The organism is Nocardia mikamii NBRC 108933 (assembly GCF_001613505.1).
Taxonomy (GTDB): domain Bacteria; phylum Actinomycetota; class Actinomycetes; order Mycobacteriales; family Mycobacteriaceae; genus Nocardia; species Nocardia mikamii.
This window is the reverse complement of the sequence record NZ_BDCM01000014.1, coordinates 635,437-656,647: the sequence shown is the minus strand read 5'-3', so window position 1 is coordinate 656,647 and position 21,211 is coordinate 635,437. Positions and strand designations below refer to the sequence as shown.

The following is a 21,211-nucleotide window of genomic DNA, read 5'->3' as shown; positions in this document are numbered from 1 at the left end:
CACACCCGGCAGCCGACCGCGGGGCCGGGTTCCGCTGCGGGGCCCGGTCCCGCACCTTCGGGTGCGCCGCGGACGGCTACGAAAACCGGCGGCTACGAATCGGATGTTTTCATCTTGTCGAGGATCCTGGGCTGCCACTGGTAGAACCAGCTGAATTTGTAGGATTCTCCGGCGGGCGACGACGTGGCGGCGAAGGTGAATCGGCGATCGTTCGTGGCGAACGGGGCCTTGTCGGCGAGTTCCTGGAACCGCGGCTCGATCGGAATCGGAAGTGTGGCCGGATCCGGGGTGATCACCGGGAAGCACAGTCGCTCGATCCGGGAGGATTCCCAGCCGAACGTGGCGTATATGTCGAATGCCTTCGCGGTGAGGGCGAGGAATTGCGCGCTCGGTTCCGGAAATCCGGCGTCCCGATGCAGTGCGGCGACAGCCTCGGGTGCGAAGTGCTCGGCGGGCAGTCCCGGAAAGTACACGTTCATCGTCTTGTCGTGGTAGTCGATGCCGAGCAGGCCGACCTTGTCCGCCAAGCCGTGCCTGGCGAACATGTCGACGTGGTCGGCGAGGGCGGCCGGCATGGACGGGAGCGAAGCGAGTTCCGATACGTTCCGGACGTCGTCCGCGGGAAAGAACGGCCAGATCTTCTTGAAGCCGCCGGCGACGCCGATATCGATGCCGTAACTGTCGACGGGGCATTGTTTCCGGACCTGGTCCAGCAGGGATCCGATCGGATGATCGGTCGCCGGGATCAGTCCGTTCGAGCGCGCGATGTCGTAGGGGTCGATGTCGGTGGGCAGCGTGAGGAAGCGATAGTCGAGGTCTCCCGCGCGACGGGCCTCGGTGACGACTCGGAAAGAGATCACCGACTGCGTGAGCATCGTGCCGAATGCGGTCAGGACCGGCCATACCGCGTCTCGGGTGCACGGGACGTTCGCCAGCCGCGCGGATTTCTCGATGGCCACATACAGATCGTCCAGCGCGGATTCGGTAGTGGTGGACATGCGTCCTTCCTGAGAGGGTGCTACGAACAACAGCGCGGTCTCGGCGAGACGACGGCCGGGCAGTACGTCGTGCCCCGGCGGAGTCGAATGCGGAACGCGCACAGTATTTTACGGAGAAATGGCACCGAGAGATTTCGATCGACTGCCCGCTGCTGGGAGCCTGCCGGATCGGAACGTGCCGAACGAGGAAGGAGGAGCGCTGGGGGGATGCGGATATCGGGTGCGCTCGAGCGAGAAGGAGTGACGCTACCGGCCCGATACTTTCGTGGAGCGGATGACGGGATTCGAACCCGCGACCCTCACCTTGGCAAGGTGATGCGCTACCAACTGCGCTACATCCGCATCCCGCCTCGCGGCGGTGCGAGAAAAACAATAGCCGATAGCGGCGCGCAACCGCGAATCCGCAGGTGAGCGCGCTGCGTATGGGGGCCTCAGCTGAGCAGGAGGTGGACCTGCAATTCACCCACCAGGAAGCCGAGTACACCGCCGATGGCGACCAGTTTCCACTCGTCCTGTTTGAATGCCGGGCGCAGCAGCCCTTCGTATTCGTCGTCGGTGAGCTGGCGGGTCTTCTCGATCACCAGATTGCGCAGATCCAGCGTGCGCATCGCGTGGTCTTCGAAACCGGCGGCGGCACTGCGGATATAGGCCAGCATCTCGGGGACGATCTCGCGTTTGACCCGAGTGATGGAGTCGCCGGCGACGAGCATCACCAGCGGTCGCGCGGGTGCGGACTGGATATCGATGAATTCGTCCATGCGCCGCGCCAGGATCGACGCCAGCCGGTCCGAACGCTCTCCGTTGAGGACCGCCTCGAGCATCTTGGCCGGGGTGAGGATTTCGGTGGCGATCAGATCGCCGTAGTCGACGCAGACCTGTTCGCGGCGCTTGTGGAACAGTCCCTGCCAGCCGATGCGGCCGAAGATCCGCCACGGCCGGACGGGCCGGAAGATCATCTGCAGCGCCAGCCAGTCGGTGACCAGGCCGGTGAATCCGCCGAACAGCGGCATCAGCCAGGAGGAGTGGGTGAAGGCCCAGGTGACCATCTGCACGAATCCCAGCAGAGTGCCGAACAACAGGCCGGAGCGCACGATGAAGCGCAACTCGTGATGGCCCACCCGGCGCACCATCTCCACGAGCAGCGCCTTGTCGTTGACGAGGGTGTCGATGGCGATGGACCGCAGATCCATGATCTGGTCGAGGTTGGTCCGCAGGTCGGTGACGATCTCGTCGATGAGGTCGGGGACATCGCGCTGGACGCGGCGGATCATCGCCTCGCGGGCGAACTGCGGCATCGTCACCCACAGCCGCGGTTCGTAGCGCATCATCAGCTCGTCGACGGTGTGCGCGACGGCGTCGTCGAGCGGTTCGCGCAGGGTGGTGGTGAGCTCGGCGACGTCGATGCGGCCGAGGATCTCCTGCGGATCGATCAGCCGCGAGAACATCAGATCCACCGCGATCGTCGCCATCCGCGGCGCCGCCTTCGGGATCACGCCCTGCCAGCCGAACCAGGGCGGGATGCCGCGGAATTCCAGCGGGCGGCACAGCATTTCGACGGCGACGAGTTTGGTGGTCCAGCCGATGAACGCGGCGATCACCGGAATCGAGCAGTAGAGCAACCAGTGCTCGGTGAAATCGGCGATCACGCGTCCGCCCGGTGGGGGAGCGGTGCACAGCGGTGATTCGGCGAACAGCGCCGCAGCGATGGAGAAATGTGGAGCCGCACGCGCGAACTGTAACAGGTTCTATAGGGGCGCTTACTGGGAGCCGGGGGTGGCCGCCAGGAACATGTAGCTCTTCTCCTCGACCCGCCGCGCGATCCGCCACGCGCCGTCCACGCGCGTGAAGGTGTCCAGGTACCACAGGCCGCACAGCATGAGGTTCTGCTGACCCTCGGCTCCGCCGAGGAGCATCGGGTTGTGGCACATGGTGCGGCCGGTGGCGGTGTCCCCGTCGACAGTGATCGAGGAGTTGCTGATCAGATGCTGGAAGGCGGGGAAGTTCGGCATCACCGTGGCGAGGAACTTCTTGATCTCGGGCAGTCCACCGCTGGCGCCGCCCATGGCCGAATAGTCGATGTGCGCGTCCGCGGTGAAGATGTCGTCGAGCAGATCCCACTGCTGGGTGTCCACGGCATGGGAGTATCGGACCATCAGATCCTCGATCTCGATCCGATCCGAAATCTCTTGCAGCGACAGCATTTTTCCTCCAGTGGTAGCGGCTCGGCGACGATGCGGGCTATTCGGAAGCCGCGCCGAAGGCGCGCACCAGCGTGCGCGGCGCCTTGTGTCGCCAGGCGTCGGTGAGCAACTCGCTCAGTAGGCCGGTGTCGGCGGCGCCGAGGTCGACGCGGACCGCCGACAGGCGCTGACCCCACCACTTCTCCGCGCAGCAGTCCGGATATTCCGCGACCGCCTCCCGGATATCGGCTGCGCTCGCCATCACATGGGCGTGGCCGGGATCGGGCAGCGTCGCGAAGATCGCCTTGCGGACGCGGAACGACGGCATGTCGAAATGCGGCGCCTCGGTGGACTCGGGTAGTCCCAGCGCAATCCGCCGGACGTCGTCGGCATCGGCCATGGGCCGATTATGGGGCCGAATCCGTGCCCTCGCGGGCGGATCGGTGAGATGGGCCGGACTCAGCCGAGATCGCCGAGGGCGGACTCGATCACACGGTGGAAGGTGGGGTAGGCGTAGATCATCTCCCGCAGCGTGGTGACCGGAACCCGGGCGTGCACCGCGACGGCCAAGGCGCTCAGCACCTCGCCGCCGACCGGGCCGACCGAGGTGGCGCCGACCAGAATGCCGCGATCGGCGTCGGCGACCAGCTTGACGAATCCGGCGTTGCCGGGGCCGTGGATCCAGCCTCGGGTCGAATCCGGGACTTCGGCCCGGCCGGTCCAGACGCTCAGTCCGGCCTCGCGGGCCTGCGACTCCGTCATCCCGACCGCGCCCACCTCCGGTTCGGTGAAGGTGACATTGGGAACCGCGTGATACTGCGCGGGTTCGCCGGGGGAGCCGAGGATATCCGCGGCGGCGATGCGCGCCTGATACATCGACATATGGGTGAAGGCGCCGTGCCCGGTGACGTCCCCGATCGCCCAGACTCCCTCGGCGGCGCGCAGCCGGTCGTCGACCCGGATGCCGTGCGCACGCTCGTCCAGGCCGATGGCGCCGACGCCCAGTGCGGACAGGTCGGTGTAGCGGCCGGCGGCGACCAGCAGATGCTGGGCGCGGATCGGATCGCCGTTGCTCAGCCGGACCGTGAAATAGCTGCCGTCGTGGTCGATTCGGATGGCCTCGACGCCGGTGCGAACCGAAATCCCCTCCTCGGCAAAGGTTTTCGCCAGGATTTCGGCGGCCTCGGGCTCGGCGCGCGGGAGCAGCCGGCTGCGTACGACAATCGTCACCTCGGCTCCGAACCGGGAGAAGATCTGCGCGAATTCCGCGCCGACCGGTCCGCCGCCGAGCACGATCAGGGATTCCGGCGCCTCGGTGGTGGTCACCGCCTCCCGGTTGGTCCAGTACGGGGTGCCGGCCAAGCCCTCGATCGGCGGTACGGACGGGGCGGTGCCGGGATTCAGCACGATCGCGCGCTGGGCGCGGAACTCGCGCGGTCCGTCGGCGGTGTCCACGCGGACCTGACCCGGACCGGTGATGCGCCCCCAGCCCCGCACGAAGGTACCGCCGGCGGATTCGAAACGTTCGACCGCGACCTTGTCGTCCCAGTTGTCGGTCGCCTCGTCGCGGATCCGCTTCGCCACCGGCGCCCAATCCGCCTGCACCTGGGCGCTTCCCGCGAGTGTGCCCACGCGCCGGGCCTCGGCGAGAGTCTCGGCGGCGCGCACCATCATCTTGGTAGGCACGCAGGCGTAGTAGGGGCATTCGCCGCCCAGCAGCCGGCCTTCGACGCCGACCACCGCGAGCCCGGCCTGCGCCAAGTCGGTCGCCACGGCCTCGCCGCCGGGCCCCATGCCGATGACGACGGCATCCACGGATTCGGTCGCCGGGGTTTCGGCGGGCATGTGATCACGCTCCTCTGATTCGACTCGGTGGGGACGGCGGGGTCCCGCAGACCATGGTGACAGCTGGGACGCCGCCGGTGGGGGATCGACAGGTGCCGATCGTGGCATTCCGTTGCGCGGGCGCCGTCGGAGGAGATCGCACGAAGCTTCGTCCGCCGCGAAAAGGCCGCTCGCACATGGTCGTCGGTGGGAAGCCGGTGCGGTTGACGCGGTTTCGCCGAACCGTTTAGGTGAGCAGCATGCGAATCGGCGGTGCGGGAATTCTCGACGTGCTCGGTAGCCGCCGGACGGCGGTGGCGGCGCTGGCGACGATCACCGGCTTCTACTACTTGTTCGTCGCGATCACCAACTGCACCGATACCGTCACCAATCGCCGGGGCGTGGTCGCCGTGTTGTCCATGCGGTCCACCATCCACAATCCGGGTACCGACTGGCGTGCGATCACCAACGGCAACATCGCGCTGGTGGTCTACATCCTCGTGGTGATCTGGGAATTCTCCATCGCCCTCGTGCTGCTGGTCGCCGCGGCCTGCTGGCTGCGGGAGCTGAGCGGTCGGCCACGCCGGGTGCCGATGCGGCCGGGCACGGCGGCGAAGTTGTCCAGTATCGGCTGGACGATGGCGGTGCTGCTGTTCGCGGGGGCGTTCCTGACCGTCGGCGGGGAGTGGTTCCGGATGTGGGCGAACAAGGAGGTCAACGCGTCGTCGGCGGCGTTGCAGAACTTCCTGATCGCCGGGATCGGACTGGTGCTGGTCCATCTGCCCGACTCGGCGCCGCAGGCGGCTTCGCGCTCGGAATGAACTGCGGCCGTTCGGGAACAGGGCCCGGCCGCCCCGGGTTGCAGCCCGTATGGAACTCGACAGCGCGCTCGACTTCGCTCGTACGACCTCGCGGTCTGTCCTGACGACCGTGCGCCGCAACGGCCGCCCGCAGCTGTCCAATGTCACGCACTGGGTCGCACCCGACGGCGTCATCCGGATCTCCATCACGGCGGACCGGGCCAAGTACGCCAATCTGCGCCGGGAGCCGTGGGCGGCCCTGCACGTCACGCGCGACGACTTCTGGGCCTATGCCGTCCTGGAGGCCGATGTCGAACTGACCCCGGTGGCCGCGAGCACCGACGACGCCACCGTGGAGGAGTTGATCGCCTACTACCGCGCGCTCAGCGGCGAGCACCCGGACTGGGAGGACTACCGCCGCGCGATGGTCGCCGACCGCCGGGTGATCGCGCGCCTGCGTCCCACCCGCGCCTACGGCATGCTGCCCTGAGGACGGCGTTCCCCAGGAGTGGGTAGTGCCTCGGGAATCCATTGCGGTGCGCGCTTTTCCATGAAGGCGCGCATTCCCTCACGCGGTTCCGGCGAGGTTTCCAGGGCCAGGAACATGGTCTGGTAGTCGATGTTGCCGTAGCGCTCGTTCGGCATGCGCTTGACCTGGGCGCGGGCCTGCGGTGCGGTCTGCAGGATCTCGGTGACCGCTGCGACGGCCGCCGCGCGCAGCCGTTCGTGTGCCACCACCCGGCTGATGACGCCGAGTCACTGCGCCTCGGCGGCATCGAATCGCAGCCCCGCTGCCCCGAGATCGTCGCTCATTTTGGAAGAATAACAATCTCGCTATTCGGAGATGCGGTTCTCGCCGGGGCCGATTCGACTTCACCGGCGCATAACCTTGCGGCAACATTCGACATGCATGCTGGCACCCTCCGCTGAATCGAAAGGTACGAACCCGAATGGACTTTCTCACTGTGCTCGTGGACATGTTGGCTGCGCTGGGGGCCAGCGGTAGCGCGGCCTGACCACCCATCACGACACACCCCGGCCCACCACATCACGGATGTGGTGGGCCGCAGGCGTTCCGGGGGTGCCGCCGTGGGACATCATCCGACCCGGCCGGGTACTCCTCGAGCGGCACCACATCACGCGACCACGCCGACAGGATCGGAGTCACGACCCGCCAGGCCTGTTCGGCCTCGTCCGCGCGAATCGAGAGGGCGGGGTCACCGTTCAGTACATCGAGCAGGAGCCTGCCGTAGGCCGGTAACTCCGGCGGCTGGACCTGCGCGGTCAGGGTGAGTGGTACCAGGGTTCCGGCGGTGGCGCCGACAGCTGTGAGACCGAGCGACAGGCTTTCGGGAGCGAGCCCGAACCGCAGCACATTGGGCTCCGGCGTCCCCCGATGACCGAAAGGCATATGAGGCACCGGGCGGAAGTGGACGGCGACCTCGTTGCGATCGGCCCCCAGCGCCTTCCCGCTGCGGAGTACGAAGGTCGTGCCCGACCACCGCCAACTATCCAGTGTCAGCTCGACCTCGGCGAAGGTTTCGGTCCGGCGACCCGGGTCGACGCCGTCCTCGTCGACGTAGGACGGCACGTCGCGATCGCCGATTCGCCCCGCGAGATATCGCCCGCGGCGCGTGCGGGCGGCGACATCGGCATCGGTCAGCGGGCGCACCGAGCGCAGAACGTCGACCTTCCGGTCGCGCAGGTCACGTTCGGACAGCGTGATCGGAGGTTCCATGGCGATCAGGCACAACAGCTGGAGCAGGTGGTTCTGCACCATGTCCTTGAGGGCGCCGACATGGTCGTAATATCCGGCCCTTCCCTCGAGGGTGAGGGTTTCGTCCCAGACGATCTCCACCTTGGCGATGTGCGCACTGTTCCAGATGGATTCGAGGACGCGATTGGCCAGCCGGCTGCCGAGCAGGTTCTGCACCGTGGTCATGGCGAGGAAGTGGTCCACCCGGAAAACAGCTCGTTCGGGCACCAGATCGGCCAGCAGCCGGTTGAGGTTCTCGGCACTCTCGAGATCTTCGCCGAACGGTTTCTCGAGGACGATGCGGCTGCCCGCGGGCAGTCCCACTTCGTGCAGGGTCGTGATCGCGGCGGGGAACACCGCAGGGGGAAGGGCGAGGTAGACCGCCACCGGACCGTCGCCGGCGATCGCCGCCGCCACCTCCTCCGCATTCCGGATGTCTGCGCGGCGGTACCGCGTCGCGGCCGCGACCGCCTTTCTCGCCTCGGGCGGCGCCTCCGCGGCATGCTGCTCCAACTGAGACACCACCCACTCGTGGAACTGTTCGTCGCCGCGGCCCTTCCGATCGGCGCACACCGCATCGAAGCGGCTGTCCAGATGTCCGGCTCGGAACAGCGCGGCCAAGGCCGGCAACAGGTATCGCCCGGCGAGATCGCCGGTGCCGCCGAAGACGACCAGGCGCGTGATCATGAACCCGCCTTAGCTCGTGCGAGTTTCACCCCGCTGGAAATGATGCCGATATGACTGAACGCCTGCGGAAAGTTACCCATGAACGCGCCGGTCGCCGGGTCGATCTGCTCGGCGAGCAGACCCACGGTGCTCGCACGGGCGCACAGGGAGGTGTAGAGCCGCTCGGCGTCCTCGAGCCGTCCCTGGGCGGTGAGGTTGTCGACCAGCCAGAAACTGCACAGCAGGAACGCGCCCTCGTTTCCGGCCAGCCCGTCGGGTGATTCGTCGTGCAGATAGCGATACAGCAGACCGTCGCCGGCGCCCAGCCGATCCGCCACCGCCGCGGTCGTCGCCGTCATACGGGGATGATCGGCGGGAACGACGCGGCGCAACGGCAGCGCCAGCAGGCTCGCATCCAGTTCGCCGCCACCGTCGAGATGGGCGCTGAGCGTCCGGGCCCGTTCGTCCCACGAGTTCTTCAGGATCGCCTCACGGATCTCGTTCGCGGTGCTGCGCCACATCGCGACGGGGCCGGGCAGGTCGAATCGTTCCCCGATCGACGCGGCGCGATGCAGGGCCACCTGGCACAGCGCCGCGGAATAGGTGAATATCCGTCCCGGGCTGCGCACTTCCCAGATTCCCTGATCCGGTTCCTGCCACGATCGCCCCGCTGCTTCGGCCAGATCGGACAGGTTCGACCACAGCACCGGCTGCAGTTCACCGCCGGTGCGCAGCCATTGGTCGGCGCAGTCGAGGATCTCGCCGTAGACGTCGTGCTGGCGCTGGTCGGTGGCGCCGTTGCCCCAGCGCACCGGGCCGCTGGCGCGGTAGCCTTCCAAGCCGGTGTCGACCATCTCGTCCGGGACCGGATCACCGTCGATGTCGTACATGATGCGCGGCTCGCCGCTGCGCTCGAACGCGTCGAGCACCCAGCCGAGAAAGGCGTCGGCCTCGTTGCGGAAACCGATGCGGCGCAAGGCGTAGACGGCATAAGAGGCGTCGCGGATCCACACGTAGCGGTAGTCCCAGTTGCGGACCCCGCCGATCGGCGCCGGCAGCGACGAGGTGGGTGCCGCGACGACCGATCCGCTCACCCAGTGATCGCAGAGTTTGAGGGTGATCGCGGAGCGTCGGACCAGTGCCTGCTCGGGACCGTCGTAGGTGCACGTGCGCATCCAGGAGCGCCATGCGTCGGCGGTGTGGCGCAGCATCGCCTCGGCGTCGAAACGATGGTGGCGGTGGAAGCGTCCCCACGACAGCACCAGCTCCAGTCGCTCACCCTGTACCAGGTCGACGATGGTGTGCACACCGTCCAGCGGCCGGTCGGCGCGCAGATGCAGCCGCAGGTTCGGCTGGGAGGCGACCCGGATCTCCAGCCCGCTGAGCACCGGCCGCAACTGCGCACCGCCCTGTGGGGCGATCTCGACCGACACCCGGACATGCCCGCTCACGACGATCGCGGAGCGAACCAATTCCGAGCGATCGGCGGGCGCGTCGTCGCCGAGGTCCGAGCCGGGGCGCACCACCATGGCGTCGGTCACTCGGAGAACGCCGGTGGCGCTGCGCAATTCGGTCTCCAGCACGCCGGTGTCCGGCTGATAGCGCTGGCGGCCTTCCAGCGGATCGGTCGGCGCGACGGTGAAATGGCCGCCGCGGGCGTGGTCGAGCAGCCCGCAGAACAGCGGTTGGGCATCGAAGCGCGGCAGGCACAGCCACGGGATCGAACCGTCCACCCCGACCAGCGCGGCCGTCGTACCGTCTCCGATCAGACCGTAGTCCTCCAGCCGGAGGTACCCGTCGTTCCGGTGGATCGGCCGGAACGGTGGATCGGGATCGTGCACGCCATCCCCTTCCACGAATGGAACGCCCGGCGACAACTAGAGGGAAGGCTATCAGCTGGCATCCGCACGGAAAGTGGAACTGAGCGGCCGATACCTGCTCGAAATGCCGAGTGGTCAATCGGACTGGCTAACGCAAGATCGCCAGGGGCACAGGCGGCGGGAATCGGAAACCGGGTGTCGACGGCCCCGAACGGCTCGGGGCGGCCGGGGTGCCGGAGCGGGCACGAAATTTCTGTGTGTTTGAGCGTTGAACCGTTTGGGTAACCACAGCCCAACCCGAAATGTACGCAGGTTGGACCGACACAGCGCCCCCGGCAGGAATCGAACCTGCGACCTAGGGATTAGAAGGCCCTTGCTCTATCCAACTGAGCTACGGAGGCATGGCAGTACCAAACACCATGCCCGGTTTGAGGCAGCGTGTCCAGCGAGTTGATTATAGCGAGCGTCCAGATTCGTGCTGGTCGTCGACAGCGCCGTGCGCTACTGTCGGCCTCGTCACAGCGAGCGGGCCGATTCGGGGCCGAAAGGCTGTGAGGTGGGCCGCCAACTACGCTGAATAGTATGTCGTCACCGCAGGACCCGCCCGCCGATTCCGACCCCCAGGCCGCGCGGCCGGAGGCGACGGCGTTCCCGGTGCTGGCGGTGGTAGCGGTCGGTCTGACCGCCCTGGTCGCGCCGATCGTGGTCAGTCTGTCCGCGGCGCAGGCGCTCACTCTGCTCGGCATTCCCGACCCCGGACCGCTGACCACCTACGGCCTGCCCGCGGTGCGGGCGCTGGCCGATTTCTCGGCTGCGATCGCGGTCGGATCGCTGCTCTTCGCGGCGTTCCTGTGCCCGCCGCAGCGCGACGGACTGCTGGATGTCGGCGGTTACCGGGCTCTTCGTCGTGCCGGTATCGCGGCGCTGGCCTGGGCGGTGACCTCGGCGCTGCTGGTGCCGTTGACGCTGTCGGACACCACCGGCCAGCCCGTGCGCTCGGTGTTGCGGCCCGATCAGATCTGGCATGCCATCGGCAAGGTCGATGTCGCGGGGTCCTGGCGCGCCACGGCGATCATGGCGATCCTGCTCGCCATCGGATGCCGGCTGGCGTTGCGCTGGGGCTGGACGCCGGTGTTGTTCGCCTGGTCGCTGCTGTGCCTGATTCCGGTTGCGCTGACCGGACATTCGTCGTCGGGTGGCGCCCACGACGTCGCGACGAACAGCCTGATTCTGCATCTGGTCGGCATGGCGGTCTGGGTCGGCGGCCTGTTCGCGGTGCTCGCCTACGCCATGCGAGGCGGAAAATACACCGGTCTCGCCGCACGGCGATTCTCGTTGGTCGCGACGTGTGCGTTCGCGGTCGTCGCGGTCTCGGGCGTGCTCAATGCCTGGGTGCGGGTGCCGTGGGACGAACTGTTCACCACCACCTACGGCCGGCTGGTGATCGCGAAGACGGTCGCACTCTGCCTGCTCGGTGTCGCCGGATTCCTGCAGCGCCGCCGCGCCCTTCCCGCGCTGGCCGACAATCCCCGTGACCGCTCGGCCCTGATCAGTTACGCCGGAGTCGAGGTGCTGATCTTCGCCGCCACGATCGGACTGGCGGTCGGGCTGGGCCGCACCCCGCCGCCGGATCTGAGACGGGTGCCCTCGCCCGCGGAGGTCGAACTCGGGTACAACCTCGCCGGGCCGCCGACCGCGGCCCGCATCCTGTTCGACTGGCGGTTCGACCTCATGTTCGGCACGCTCGCCATTGTGCTGGCGGTGCTGTATCTGGTGGGCGTGCGGCGATTGCGCGCACGCGGCGACGCCTGGCCGGTCGGGCGGACCGTGGCGTGGCTCTGTGGATGTGCGGTGCTGCTGATCGCCACCAGTTCCGGTGTGGGTCGCTACGCCCCGGCCATGTTCAGCGTGCACATGGCCCAGCACATGCTGCTGTCCATGCTGGCGCCGGTGCTGTTCGCGCTCGGCGGTCCGGTGCTGCTGGCCCTTCGCGCCCTGCCCGCCGCCGGTCGCGACGCACCGCCCGGGCCGAGGGAATGGGTCCTGGCCGCGGTACACAATCCGGTCTCCCGTTTCCTGACTCAGCCGGCCGTCGCCGCGGCGCTGTTCATCCTCGGCTTCTACGCGCTGTATCTGGGCGGTATCTTCGACGCGGTGGTCGGCGAGCACGGCGCCCACCTGGCGATGAATCTGCACTTCCTGATCTCGGGCTACCTGTTCTACTGGGTCGTTCTCGGTATCGACCCCAAACCACGCCAGGTGCAGCCGCTCACGAAGGTCGGCATGGTGTTCGGATCGCTCCCGTTCCACGCCTTCTTCGGGGTCGCCCTGATGAGCATGACCACGGTGATGGGCGAGTGGTTCTATCGCGGACTCGGATTGAGCTGGAATACGGATCTGCTCGGCGATCAGCGCACCGGCGGCGGTCTGGCCTGGGCCAGCGGTGAGATTCCACTGGTCCTGGTGATGCTGGCCCTGCTGGTGCAGTGGTCGCGCAGCGACAACCGCACCGCCAAACGCTTCGACCGGGCCGCCGAGCGCGACCACGACGCCGCCCTCGCCGCGCACAACGCCATGTTCGCGGAACTGGCGAAACGCGACCGCGAGGTGAAACCGTGACCGAGGCGCCCGCGCGGATTCCGCGCCTTTTTCGCGCCGATATCCGGGCCGCCCGCGAGCGGCTGGGTAACGACGTGCGGGTCACGCCCGTGTTCCACACCGAGGTGGCCGGTCCCGAGGGGCCGGTCAAGGTCACTCTGAAGCTCGAACATCTGCAGCACGGCGGCACGTTCAAGGTGCGGGGCAGCCTGAACGCGTTGCTGCAGTCGGCGGACGACGGCCGTCCGGTGGTGATCGCCTCGGGTGGCAACGCCGGTATCGCCGCGGCACTGGCCTGTGCGCTGCGCGGGCGCCCCTGTACCGTCGTCGTCCCGGAAACCGCACCGCACACCAAGGTCGCGGCGATGTGGGGGTACGGCGCGGAGGTGCTGTGGCATGGAACGACCTATGCCGAATCCAAGCGCCACGCCGACGCGGTGACCGCGGAGCGCAACGCGCTGCAACTGCACGCCTACGATCTGCCCGCCGTGGTCGCCGGAGCCGGTGTGGTCGGACTCGAAATCGAACGCCAGGTGCGTGGGCGGCCGCCGGTGCTGATGGCGGTCGGCGGCGGGGGACTGATGGCCGGTATCGCCATCGCGCTCGGTCCGCGGTCGCGGGTGATCGGCGTCGAACCCAAGGGCGCGCCGACGCTGTACGCGGCGCTGTCGGCGGGACGCCCGGTCGATGTGCCGGTCGACAGCATCGCGGCGGATGCGCTGGGTGCCACCAGGATCGGTGACATCGCACTCGACACCGCGATCCGCTACGGCGTCGGCTCGGTCCTGGTGGGCGACGATGCGATCGCGATGGCCCGCGAATATTTGTGGCGGGAATTCCGTCTGGTCGTGGAACCGGCGGGCGCGGTGGCACTGGCCGCCGTGCAGAGCGGGGCCTATGTTCCCGAACCCGGCGAGCGGCCGGTGATCGTGCTGTGCGGCGCCAATACCGATGTGAGCAACCTCTAGCGACGCGAACTTCGGAAACGACGTCTGTTCACACCTGTGCGAGTTGTCCACAATTCCGCATTCGGCACTGGTGACGAACCGCGGAATCGGCGACGCTGAACAAGTCACGGCAGCCGCGGCGCCACGGACGGGGACAGTCGAAATGTGAAGGGGGACAATCATGTACGAGGCGAATACCGCCGTCATCGGCACCGTCGTCACACATCCGGTACGGCGGAGTCTGCCCGGCGGGGAGCAGGTGGTCAGTTTCCGGATGGCCAGCAATGCCCGCCGCTTCGATCGCGATACCGGCGGCTGGGTGGACGGCGGCACCTTGTTCCTGACGGTGACCTGCTGGCGGCGACTGGTGGAGGGGGTCGACGCCTCCATCCGTCGCGGCGATCCGATCATCGCCTACGGTCAGCTGCGCACCAACGAGTACCGGACCAGGGAAGGTGTGCAACGCCACGACCTCGAGATGCGAGCCGCCGCGCTGGGTCCAGACCTGGGCCGTTGTACGGCGCCGGTGATGCGGCGGGGCGGCGCCCGGAACTTCGGCCCGGACCTACACGTTGTCCCCGGAGGGGACGACGCGGCGCCCGAGGTGCCGCCGGGCGAGTCCGGCCCTGCGGCGGGCGCGGGATCGACTACCGTCGATCCGGTCTCCGCGGCGGCCGCCGACGCCGGATGACTACCGTTACCTCTGCTCCGCTCGCGCGGTCCTCCGTTTCGACCCACTGGTTCCGACACCGATAGGCTTTCCTACATGGCTGAGTTCATTTACCAGATGAAGAAAGTTCGCAAGGCGCATGGCGACAAGGTCGTCCTCGACGATGTGACCTTGAACTTCCTTCCGGGCGCCAAAATCGGCGTCGTCGGTCCGAACGGCGCCGGTAAATCGAGCGTGCTGAAGATCATGGCCGGACTGGACCAGCCCAACAACGGTGACGCGTTCCTGGCGCCCGGAGCGACGGTCGGCATCCTGCAGCAGGAGCCGCCGCTGAACGAGGAGAAGACCGTTCGCGGCAACGTGGAGGAGGGCCTCGGCGAGATCAAGGTGAAGCTGGACCGCTTCAACGAGATCGCCGAACTCATGGCCACCGATTACTCCGACGAGCTCATGGACGAAATGGGCAAGCTGCAGGAGGATCTGGACCACGCCGACGCATGGGATATCGACTCCCAGCTCGAGCAGGCCATGGACGCGCTGCGCTGCCCGCCGCCGGACGAGCCGGTCGGCAACCTCTCCGGTGGTGAGCGCCGCCGGGTGGCGCTGTGCAAGCTGTTGCTGAGCAAGCCGGATCTGCTGCTGCTCGACGAACCCACCAACCACCTCGACGCCGAGAGCGTCAACTGGCTCGAACAGCATCTGGCCCAGTACCAGGGCGCTGTCCTCGCCGTCACGCACGACCGGTACTTCCTGGACAACGTCGCCGGCTGGATCCTCGAGCTCGACCGCGGCCGGGCCTACCCCTACGAGGGCAACTACTCCACCTATCTGGAGAAGAAGGCCGAACGGCTCGAGGTGCAGGGCAAGAAGGACCAGAAGCTGCAGAAGCGGCTCAAGGAGGAACTGGCCTGGGTGCGTTCGGGCGCCAAGGCCCGCCAGGCCAAGAACAAGGCCCGTCTCGGTCGCTACGAGGAGATGGCCGCCGAAGCGGAGAAGATGCGCAAGCTGGACTTCGAGGAGATCCAGATTCCGCACGGTCCGCGCCTGGGCAACGTGGTCGTCGAGGTCGAGCACCTGGACAAGGGCTTCGGCGACCGGCAGCTGATCAAGGATCTGTCGTTCACCCTGCCGCGCAACGGCATCGTCGGCGTAATCGGCCCGAACGGTGTCGGTAAGTCGACGCTGTTCAAGACCATCGTCGGACTCGAGCAGCCCGACAGCGGCGAGGTCAAGGTCGGCGACACCGTGAAGCTGAGCTATGTGGACCAGAACCGCGCGGGTATCGATCCGAAGAAGACGGTCTGGCAGGTGGTGTCCGACGGGCTCGACTACATCGAGGTCGGCAATCAGGAAATGCCTTCGCGCGCATACGTTTCCGCCTTCGGTTTCAAGGGCCCCGACCAGCAGAAGCCGGCCGGAGTGCTGTCCGGTGGTGAGCGCAACCGCTTGAATCTGGCGCTGACCCTCAAGCAGGGCGGCAACCTGATCCTGCTCGACGAGCCCACCAACGACCTCGATGTGGAGACCCTCGGCTCGCTGGAGAACGCGCTGGAGAACTTCCCGGGTTGCGCCGTGGTCATTTCCCACGACCGGTGGTTCCTCGACCGCACCTGCACCCACATCCTGGCGTGGGAAGGCGACGACTCGAATCCGGCCCAGTGGTTCTGGTTCGAGGGCAACTTCGAGGCCTATGAGGCCAACAAGGTCGAGCGCCTGGGCCCGGAGGCGGCCCGTCCGCATCGGGTTACCCACCGTAAGCTGACTCGCGACTGATCTTCCGGCTCGCGCAGTCGGCCGACAACCCGGACATGCGTCAATCATTCTGGGGCGCAACGTCATCGTGGCCTACCCCGGTCTCGGTGTAGGCCACGAGCGCGGGCGTACCAACCGGCCCGTTCGAGGTAGCTGAGCGTCGCCGAGGGTTTAGAAGGAATCCACCCCGGGGCCTCGGCTGCGCAGCTACGCTCGATTCCGGCGTCACTTTGTTGCGGAACCGAATCCGAGGGAGTTGGCGAAAAAATGACGGTCTCGTCCGAATTGTCCAGTAACGCGTGGGCGGAGAGTCTGCCGGAGCCGCTGCGGGGAGAACTCGCAACGCTCGAGTCGGCGTACTTCCGTCACGTGGATGCCGGCGATGTGGACTGTGCGATCACCGGAAGTTCGGCGCTGGTCTTCCGAAGGCATCTCGAACTGGGCTTGCAACGTCCTGCGGGCACGGCGCGCGTGCGGGTCTACCACCCGGACGACGGCAGTGGCATCGGGGCGGCGGTGCAACTGGTCACCGACGATATGCGTCTGCTCGTCGAGTCGGTGGCCTCCGCCCTGACCCGGATCGGTGTCACCGTCAGTGAAGTGATCCACCCGATCTTCGAGGTGATGCGCGACGACGAGGGGCGGTTGCACTCCGCGGCGCCGCACGAGGTCGACGGCAACGGCGTCACCGGCTTGCGGGAATCGTGGATTCACGTCCAGCTACACCCATCCACGAGCCGGGACGTTCTCGAACGCATCGAGTCCGAGGTGCCCGATGTGCTCACCGACGTGCGGCAGGTCATCGGCGATACCGAAGCGATGCGCGCGGTGCAGGATCGCCTCGCCCACGAGCTGATCCGCACGGCGGACGCGGGGACCTCGCCGTACCCGGTCGTCGACCTGATCGACTGCGCGCATCTGCTGGAGTGGCTGGCCGACGGGCATTTCACCCTCCTCGGCTACGCCCGCTACCAGCGTCGCCCCACGGCCGGAGCGGACACGAAATCCGTTGTCGTGCCGGACAGTTGCCTCGGTGTGCTGCGACCCAACGTCGGTACCGACTTCCAGGTTCCGGGCAACGGCGGCCGCCGCCCCCTGCTGATGCTCACCCAGGGGCTGGTCCCGGCGACGGTGCACCGCTCGGTCTACCCGTATTTCGTCGGCGTCGCGGAATCCGACGCCTCGGGCGCGGTCGTCGGCGAACATCTGTTCATCGGCGTGTTCACCGTCGCCGCCCTGCACGAGAACGTTCTCGACATCCCGGTGATCGCGCGGCGGGTGCGCACCGTGATCGAACAGTGCGGATTCGATCTGGAATCGTTCTCGGGCCAGGCGATGCTCGAGGTGATCCAGTCCTTCCCCCGCACCGAACTGTTCTCCTCCGACATCGACACGATGCGCCGCACCGCCAGCGCCGTGCTGAGCGTGGGGATTCGCCGACAGGTGCGGTTGTTCCTCCGCCAGGACTCCTACGGTCGCTTCGTGGCCGCCATGGTGTATCTGCCGCGTGACCGCTACACCACCCGGGTCCGGCTCGAGATCCAGGACATCCTGGTGCGCGAACTGGGTGGTGAATCGATCGACTATTCGGCGCGAGTGTCCGAAAACGAGCTCGCCAGTGTGTATTTCACCGTGCATCTCCCCGAACCGGGAACGCGGGTGGACACGTCCGAGACCAACAGGTTGCGGATTCAGAATCTGCTCGCCGAGGCCAGCCGCACCTGGGACGATCACCTGCGCGACGAGGTGGCCCGGTCCACGGTGCTGGATCCGGCTGTCGTGCAACGCTATGCGGCCGCGCTGCCGGACGGGTACAAGGAGGATTTCGAGCCCTCCCGGGCGCTGGCCGACATCGTTCGGCTGGAGCGCCTCGGCGGCGAGGCCATCGATCAGCATCTGTATCGCAGGCCGGGTGCCGAGCCCGGGTCCTGGCGATTCACCCTGTACGTGGGCGGCGGTATCTCGCTGAGCCAGGTGCTGCCGCTGCTGCAGAGCCTGGGTGTGGAGGTGGTCGACGAACGGCCCTACGAGGTCGAGTTCGGCGACGGCAGGATGGCGTGGATCTACGATTTCGGCTTGCAGGCGCGACCCGACCTGCTGCGAATGTCGTTGGACCGCAACATGGATGCCGAATTGGTGGAAACCGCCGACCGGCTCGATGTCCTCCATGCACAGGAACGCGGGTTGCGTGAGCGCTTCACCGAGGCGTTCGACGCCCTGTGGCACGGCCGGGCGGAAAGCGATCCGCTCAACGAGTTGGTGTTGCGTGCCGGACTGCAATGGCGGTCGGTATCGGTTCTGCGCGCCTACTCGAAGTACTTGCAGCAGGCGGACTTTCCGTACAGTCAGGCCAATATCGCTCGCGTTCTGCTCGCCTCACCGGATATCGCGCAGCTGTTCGTCGGACTGTTCGAGGCGATGTTCGATCCCGATTCGGCCTCCTCGGACCGTGCGGACGAGCTGCGTGCCGCGGTGCGCAAACGGATCAACGAGGTGGTGAGCCTGGATGCCGACCGTATTCTGCGAGCCATTCTCGGTGTCGTCACCGCCACGCTGCGCACCAACTACTACGTGGTCGACGCCGATGGCCGGCCGCGTGAGTATCTGTCGATGAAGGTTGAGCCGCACGCGATTTCGGAGCTACCGCGTCCGCGGCCACAGTTCGAGATCTTCGTGTACTCGCCGCGGGTCGAGGGCGTCCATCTGCGTTTCGGTCCGGTGGCGCGCGGTGGTCTGCGCTGGTCGGATCGCCTGGAGGATTTCCGGACCGAGATTCTGGGGCTGGTGAAGGCGCAGGCGGTGAAGAACGCGGTGATCGTGCCCGTGGGCGCGAAGGGCGGATTCGTGGTGAAGCGTCCGCCGGCGCCCAGTGGCGATCCGGCGACCGATCGCCAGGCGCTGCAGGGCGAAGGGGTGGAGTGCTATCGCACCTTCATCAGCGGTCTGCTGGATGTGACAGACAATGTCGACCACGCCAGTGGTGAGGTGATTCCGCCGGCGCGGGTGGTGCGGCGCGACGGTGACGACACCTATCTCGTGGTCGCGGCGGACAAGGGCACGGCCACGTTTTCCGATATCGCCAACGACGTCGCCAAGCAATACGGTTTCTGGTTGGGTGATGCGTTCGCGTCGGGTGGTTCGGCGGGGTACGACCACAAGGCGATGGGGATTACCGCGAAGGGTGCGTGGGAGAGTGTCAAGCGGCATTTCGCGGAGATGAATGTCGATACCCAGCGTGAGGAGTTCACGGTGGTGGGTGTCGGGGATATGTCGGGGGATGTGTTCGGTAACGGGATGTTGTTGTCGGAGCACATTCGGTTGGTGGCGGCGTTCGATCATCGGCATATTTTCATCGATCCGGATCCGGTGGCGGGGTCGTCGTTCGCGGAGCGGAAGCGGTTGTTCGGGTTGGCGCGGTCGTCGTGGGCGGATTACGACACCTCACTGATCAGCGAGGGCGGCGGTGTCTGGGATCGCACCGTGAAGGCCGTTCCGGTGAGCCCGCAGGTCAGGAGCGCCCTCGGCCTCGACGAGGATGTCGTCTCGCTGTCTCCGCCGGACATGATCCGGGCCATTCTGCGGGCACCGGTGCAATTGCTGTGGAACGGCGGGATCGGTACCTATATCAAGGCCGGTACGGAGTCGAACGGCGATGTCGGCGACAAGTCCAATGACGCGGTGCGCGTGAATGCGAGTGATCTGCGCGTGCGCGTCATCGGCGAGGGTGGCAACCTCGGCGTCACCGCATTGGGACGAATCGAATTCTGCAAACTCGGGGGCAAATGTAATACCGACGCCCTCGACAATTCCGCCGGCGTCGACTGCTCGGACCACGAGGTCAATATCAAGGTGCTGCTGGACGGGGTCGTCTCCGCCGGTGAACTGCCGGTCGGCGACCGCAACCCGCTGCTGTCCTCGATGACCGACGACGTTTCGGACATGGTGTTGCGGGACAACGTCTCCCAGAACTACCTGATGGGGATGTCGCGCACCGAGGCGCCGCGCATGCTCAACGTGCACATGCGAGTGATCGAGGACCTGGAACAGCGGCGGGGTCTGGATCGGGAACTGGAAGCCCTGCCCTCGACGAAGGAACTCGCTCGCCGCGCGGAGGCCGGGACCGGTCTCACCTCGCCGGAACTGGCGAATCTCCTCGCCCATGTGAAGTTGTCGCTGAAGGCCGATCTCCTCGACAGCGATCTGCCCGACAGCGCGTACTTCGCCGCGCGGCTGCCGAAATACTTCCCGGCGGCGTTGCGCCAGCGATTCGGCGGAGCCATCAAACGTCACCGGCTGCGACGCGAGATCGTCACCACGATGGTGGTGAACGAGATGGTCGACCTCGGTGGCATCACCTATGCGCACCGGCTCAACGAGGAAATCGGCGCCAGCGCAACCGATGTGGTGCGCGCCTTCGCGGCCACCAGCCAGATCTTCGACCTGCATTCGCTGTGGCAGCGCATTCGCGCCGCCGACGTCCCGACGGCGGTGAAGGACGAATTGGAGCTGGAAACCAAGCGGACCCTGGACCGCGCGTCGCGCTGGTTGCTGAGCAACCGACCGCAGCCGGTCGCGGTCGGCGCCGAAATCCACCGCTACAGCGGTCCGGTCCGCGAACTGGCGCCGAAGGTCCCGGGATGGTTGCGCGGCCACCACCTCGACACGTTGTCCGAAGCCTCGGCCAAGATCGTCTCGCGTGGTGTACCGGAGGATCTGGCCACCGAGGTCTTCGGTCTGCTCAACCTGTTCCCGCTGCTCGACGTCGTCGATATCGCGGATATCACCGACCGCAGTGGCGAAGAGGTCGGTGCGCTCTACTACGCGCTCAACGAGCACCTCAAGATCGATTGGCTGCTGCAGGCCGTGAGCCATCTGGAGCGCGGCGATCGCTGGCACGCCCTGGCCCGGCTCGCCCTGCGCGACGATATGTACGGGTCACTGCGATCGCTGACCCTCGATGTGCTGTCCGCCGGTGATCCGGAGGAGACCGCGGAGGAGAAGATCGCGTACTGGGAGTCGAAGAACCAGTCCCGGCTCGGCCGCGCGCGGGCGGCGCTGTCGGAACTGTTCGCCTCCGGAGCACACGATCTGGCGACGCTGTCGGTCGCGGCGCGGCAGGTCCGCAGCATGGTCAGCGGTGTGGGAGCGCAGTCGGAGGTGCCTCGCTGAACGGCGGTCGAGTTCCGAACCTGCATACTGG

General features: G+C 67.0%; 15 protein-coding genes and 2 tRNA genes. 7 read left to right on the top strand and 10 right to left on the bottom strand.

Features of this window, described 5'->3' with window-relative positions:
• Positions 1-92: 92 nt before the first annotated feature.
• The 6 genes from NMI01S_RS24575 to NMI01S_RS24550 all read right to left on the bottom strand — a co-directional run bounded on the left by NMI01S_RS24575 (position 93) and on the right by NMI01S_RS24550 (position 5,023).
• Positions 93-998, bottom strand: coding sequence for an aromatic prenyltransferase (locus NMI01S_RS24575; protein ID WP_063920851.1), 906 nt, complete (start codon positions 996-998; stop codon positions 93-95).
• A 266-nt stretch (positions 999-1,264) separates the two neighbouring features.
• Positions 1,265-1,340: transfer RNA gene (locus tag NMI01S_RS24570), tRNA-Gly, on the bottom strand.
• An 89-nt stretch (positions 1,341-1,429) separates the two neighbouring features.
• Positions 1,430-2,644, bottom strand: a complete 1,215-nt coding sequence (locus NMI01S_RS24565; protein WP_063920834.1) for a DUF445 domain-containing protein — start codon at positions 2,642-2,644, stop codon at positions 1,430-1,432.
• A gap of 111 nt (positions 2,645-2,755) precedes the next feature.
• Positions 2,756-3,199 (bottom strand): nuclear transport factor 2 family protein, encoded by a 444-nt coding sequence (locus tag NMI01S_RS24560; RefSeq protein ID WP_063000786.1) that lies wholly within the window; start codon positions 3,197-3,199, stop codon positions 2,756-2,758.
• A gap of 37 nt (positions 3,200-3,236) precedes the next feature.
• Positions 3,237-3,578: an MmcQ/YjbR family DNA-binding protein gene (locus NMI01S_RS24555; protein ID WP_063000784.1), complete on the bottom strand. Its 342-nt coding sequence runs from the start codon at positions 3,576-3,578 to the stop codon at positions 3,237-3,239.
• Positions 3,579-3,637: 59 nt separating this feature from the next.
• The gene (locus NMI01S_RS24550) at positions 3,638-5,023 is read right to left on the bottom strand and encodes a dihydrolipoyl dehydrogenase family protein (protein WP_063000783.1); all 1,386 of its coding nucleotides are present in this window, start codon (positions 5,021-5,023) and stop codon (positions 3,638-3,640) included.
• Between the two features lie 239 nt (positions 5,024-5,262).
• Between NMI01S_RS24550 and NMI01S_RS24545 the strand changes: the two genes are divergently transcribed.
• Together NMI01S_RS24545 and NMI01S_RS24540 are read left to right on the top strand one after the other, a co-directional pair.
• Positions 5,263-5,823 carry a DUF2165 domain-containing protein gene (locus NMI01S_RS24545; RefSeq protein ID WP_063000781.1) on the top strand — a complete coding sequence of 187 codons (561 nt, stop codon included), beginning with the start codon at positions 5,263-5,265 and terminating at the stop codon, positions 5,821-5,823.
• Positions 5,824-5,872: 49 nt separating this feature from the next.
• Positions 5,873-6,292 carry a PPOX class F420-dependent oxidoreductase gene (locus NMI01S_RS24540; protein ID WP_063000779.1) on the top strand — a complete coding sequence of 140 codons (420 nt, stop codon included), beginning with the start codon at positions 5,873-5,875 and terminating at the stop codon, positions 6,290-6,292.
• Here NMI01S_RS24540 and NMI01S_RS24535 read toward each other — a convergent pair.
• The 4 genes from NMI01S_RS24535 to NMI01S_RS24520 all read right to left on the bottom strand — a co-directional run bounded on the left by NMI01S_RS24535 (position 6,274) and on the right by NMI01S_RS24520 (position 10,445).
• Positions 6,274-6,549 carry a Clp protease/crotonase-like domain-containing protein gene (locus NMI01S_RS24535; protein ID WP_281186752.1) on the bottom strand — a complete coding sequence of 92 codons (276 nt, stop codon included), beginning with the start codon at positions 6,547-6,549 and terminating at the stop codon, positions 6,274-6,276. The two genes, NMI01S_RS24540 and NMI01S_RS24535, sit on opposite strands and share 19 nt — an antisense overlap.
• 301 nt (positions 6,550-6,850) lie before the next feature.
• Positions 6,851-8,245, bottom strand: coding sequence for a glucose-6-phosphate dehydrogenase (locus NMI01S_RS24530; protein ID WP_063000777.1), 1,395 nt, complete (start codon positions 8,243-8,245; stop codon positions 6,851-6,853).
• Positions 8,242-10,065, bottom strand: coding sequence for a glycoside hydrolase family 15 protein (locus NMI01S_RS24525; RefSeq protein ID WP_063000775.1), 1,824 nt, complete (start codon positions 10,063-10,065; stop codon positions 8,242-8,244). Before NMI01S_RS24525 ends, NMI01S_RS24530 begins: the two co-directional genes overlap by 4 nt.
• A 306-nt stretch (positions 10,066-10,371) precedes the next feature.
• A tRNA-Arg gene (locus NMI01S_RS24520) sits at positions 10,372-10,445 on the bottom strand.
• A 181-nt stretch (positions 10,446-10,626) separates the two neighbouring features.
• Here NMI01S_RS24520 and NMI01S_RS24515 point away from each other — a divergent pair.
• From NMI01S_RS24515 to NMI01S_RS24495, 5 genes are all read left to right on the top strand, one after another.
• On the top strand, positions 10,627-12,663 hold the full coding sequence (locus tag NMI01S_RS24515; protein WP_063000773.1) for a bifunctional copper resistance protein CopD/cytochrome c oxidase assembly protein: 2,037 nt from the start codon (positions 10,627-10,629) through the stop codon (positions 12,661-12,663).
• Positions 12,660-13,610: a threonine/serine dehydratase gene (locus tag NMI01S_RS24510; protein WP_036499322.1), complete on the top strand. Its 951-nt coding sequence runs from the start codon at positions 12,660-12,662 to the stop codon at positions 13,608-13,610. Before NMI01S_RS24515 ends, NMI01S_RS24510 begins: the two co-directional genes overlap by 4 nt.
• Positions 13,611-13,770: 160 nt before the next feature.
• Positions 13,771-14,280: a single-stranded DNA-binding protein gene (locus NMI01S_RS24505; RefSeq protein WP_084513209.1), complete on the top strand. Its 510-nt coding sequence runs from the start codon at positions 13,771-13,773 to the stop codon at positions 14,278-14,280.
• A gap of 75 nt (positions 14,281-14,355) precedes the next feature.
• Positions 14,356-16,032, top strand: a complete 1,677-nt coding sequence (ettA, locus tag NMI01S_RS24500) for an energy-dependent translational throttle protein EttA (RefSeq protein WP_063000771.1) — start codon at positions 14,356-14,358, stop codon at positions 16,030-16,032.
• 246 nt (positions 16,033-16,278) lie between these two features.
• Positions 16,279-21,180 (top strand): NAD-glutamate dehydrogenase, encoded by a 4,902-nt coding sequence (locus tag NMI01S_RS24495; RefSeq protein ID WP_063000769.1) that lies wholly within the window; start codon positions 16,279-16,281, stop codon positions 21,178-21,180.
• Positions 21,181-21,211 lie beyond the last annotated feature (31 nt).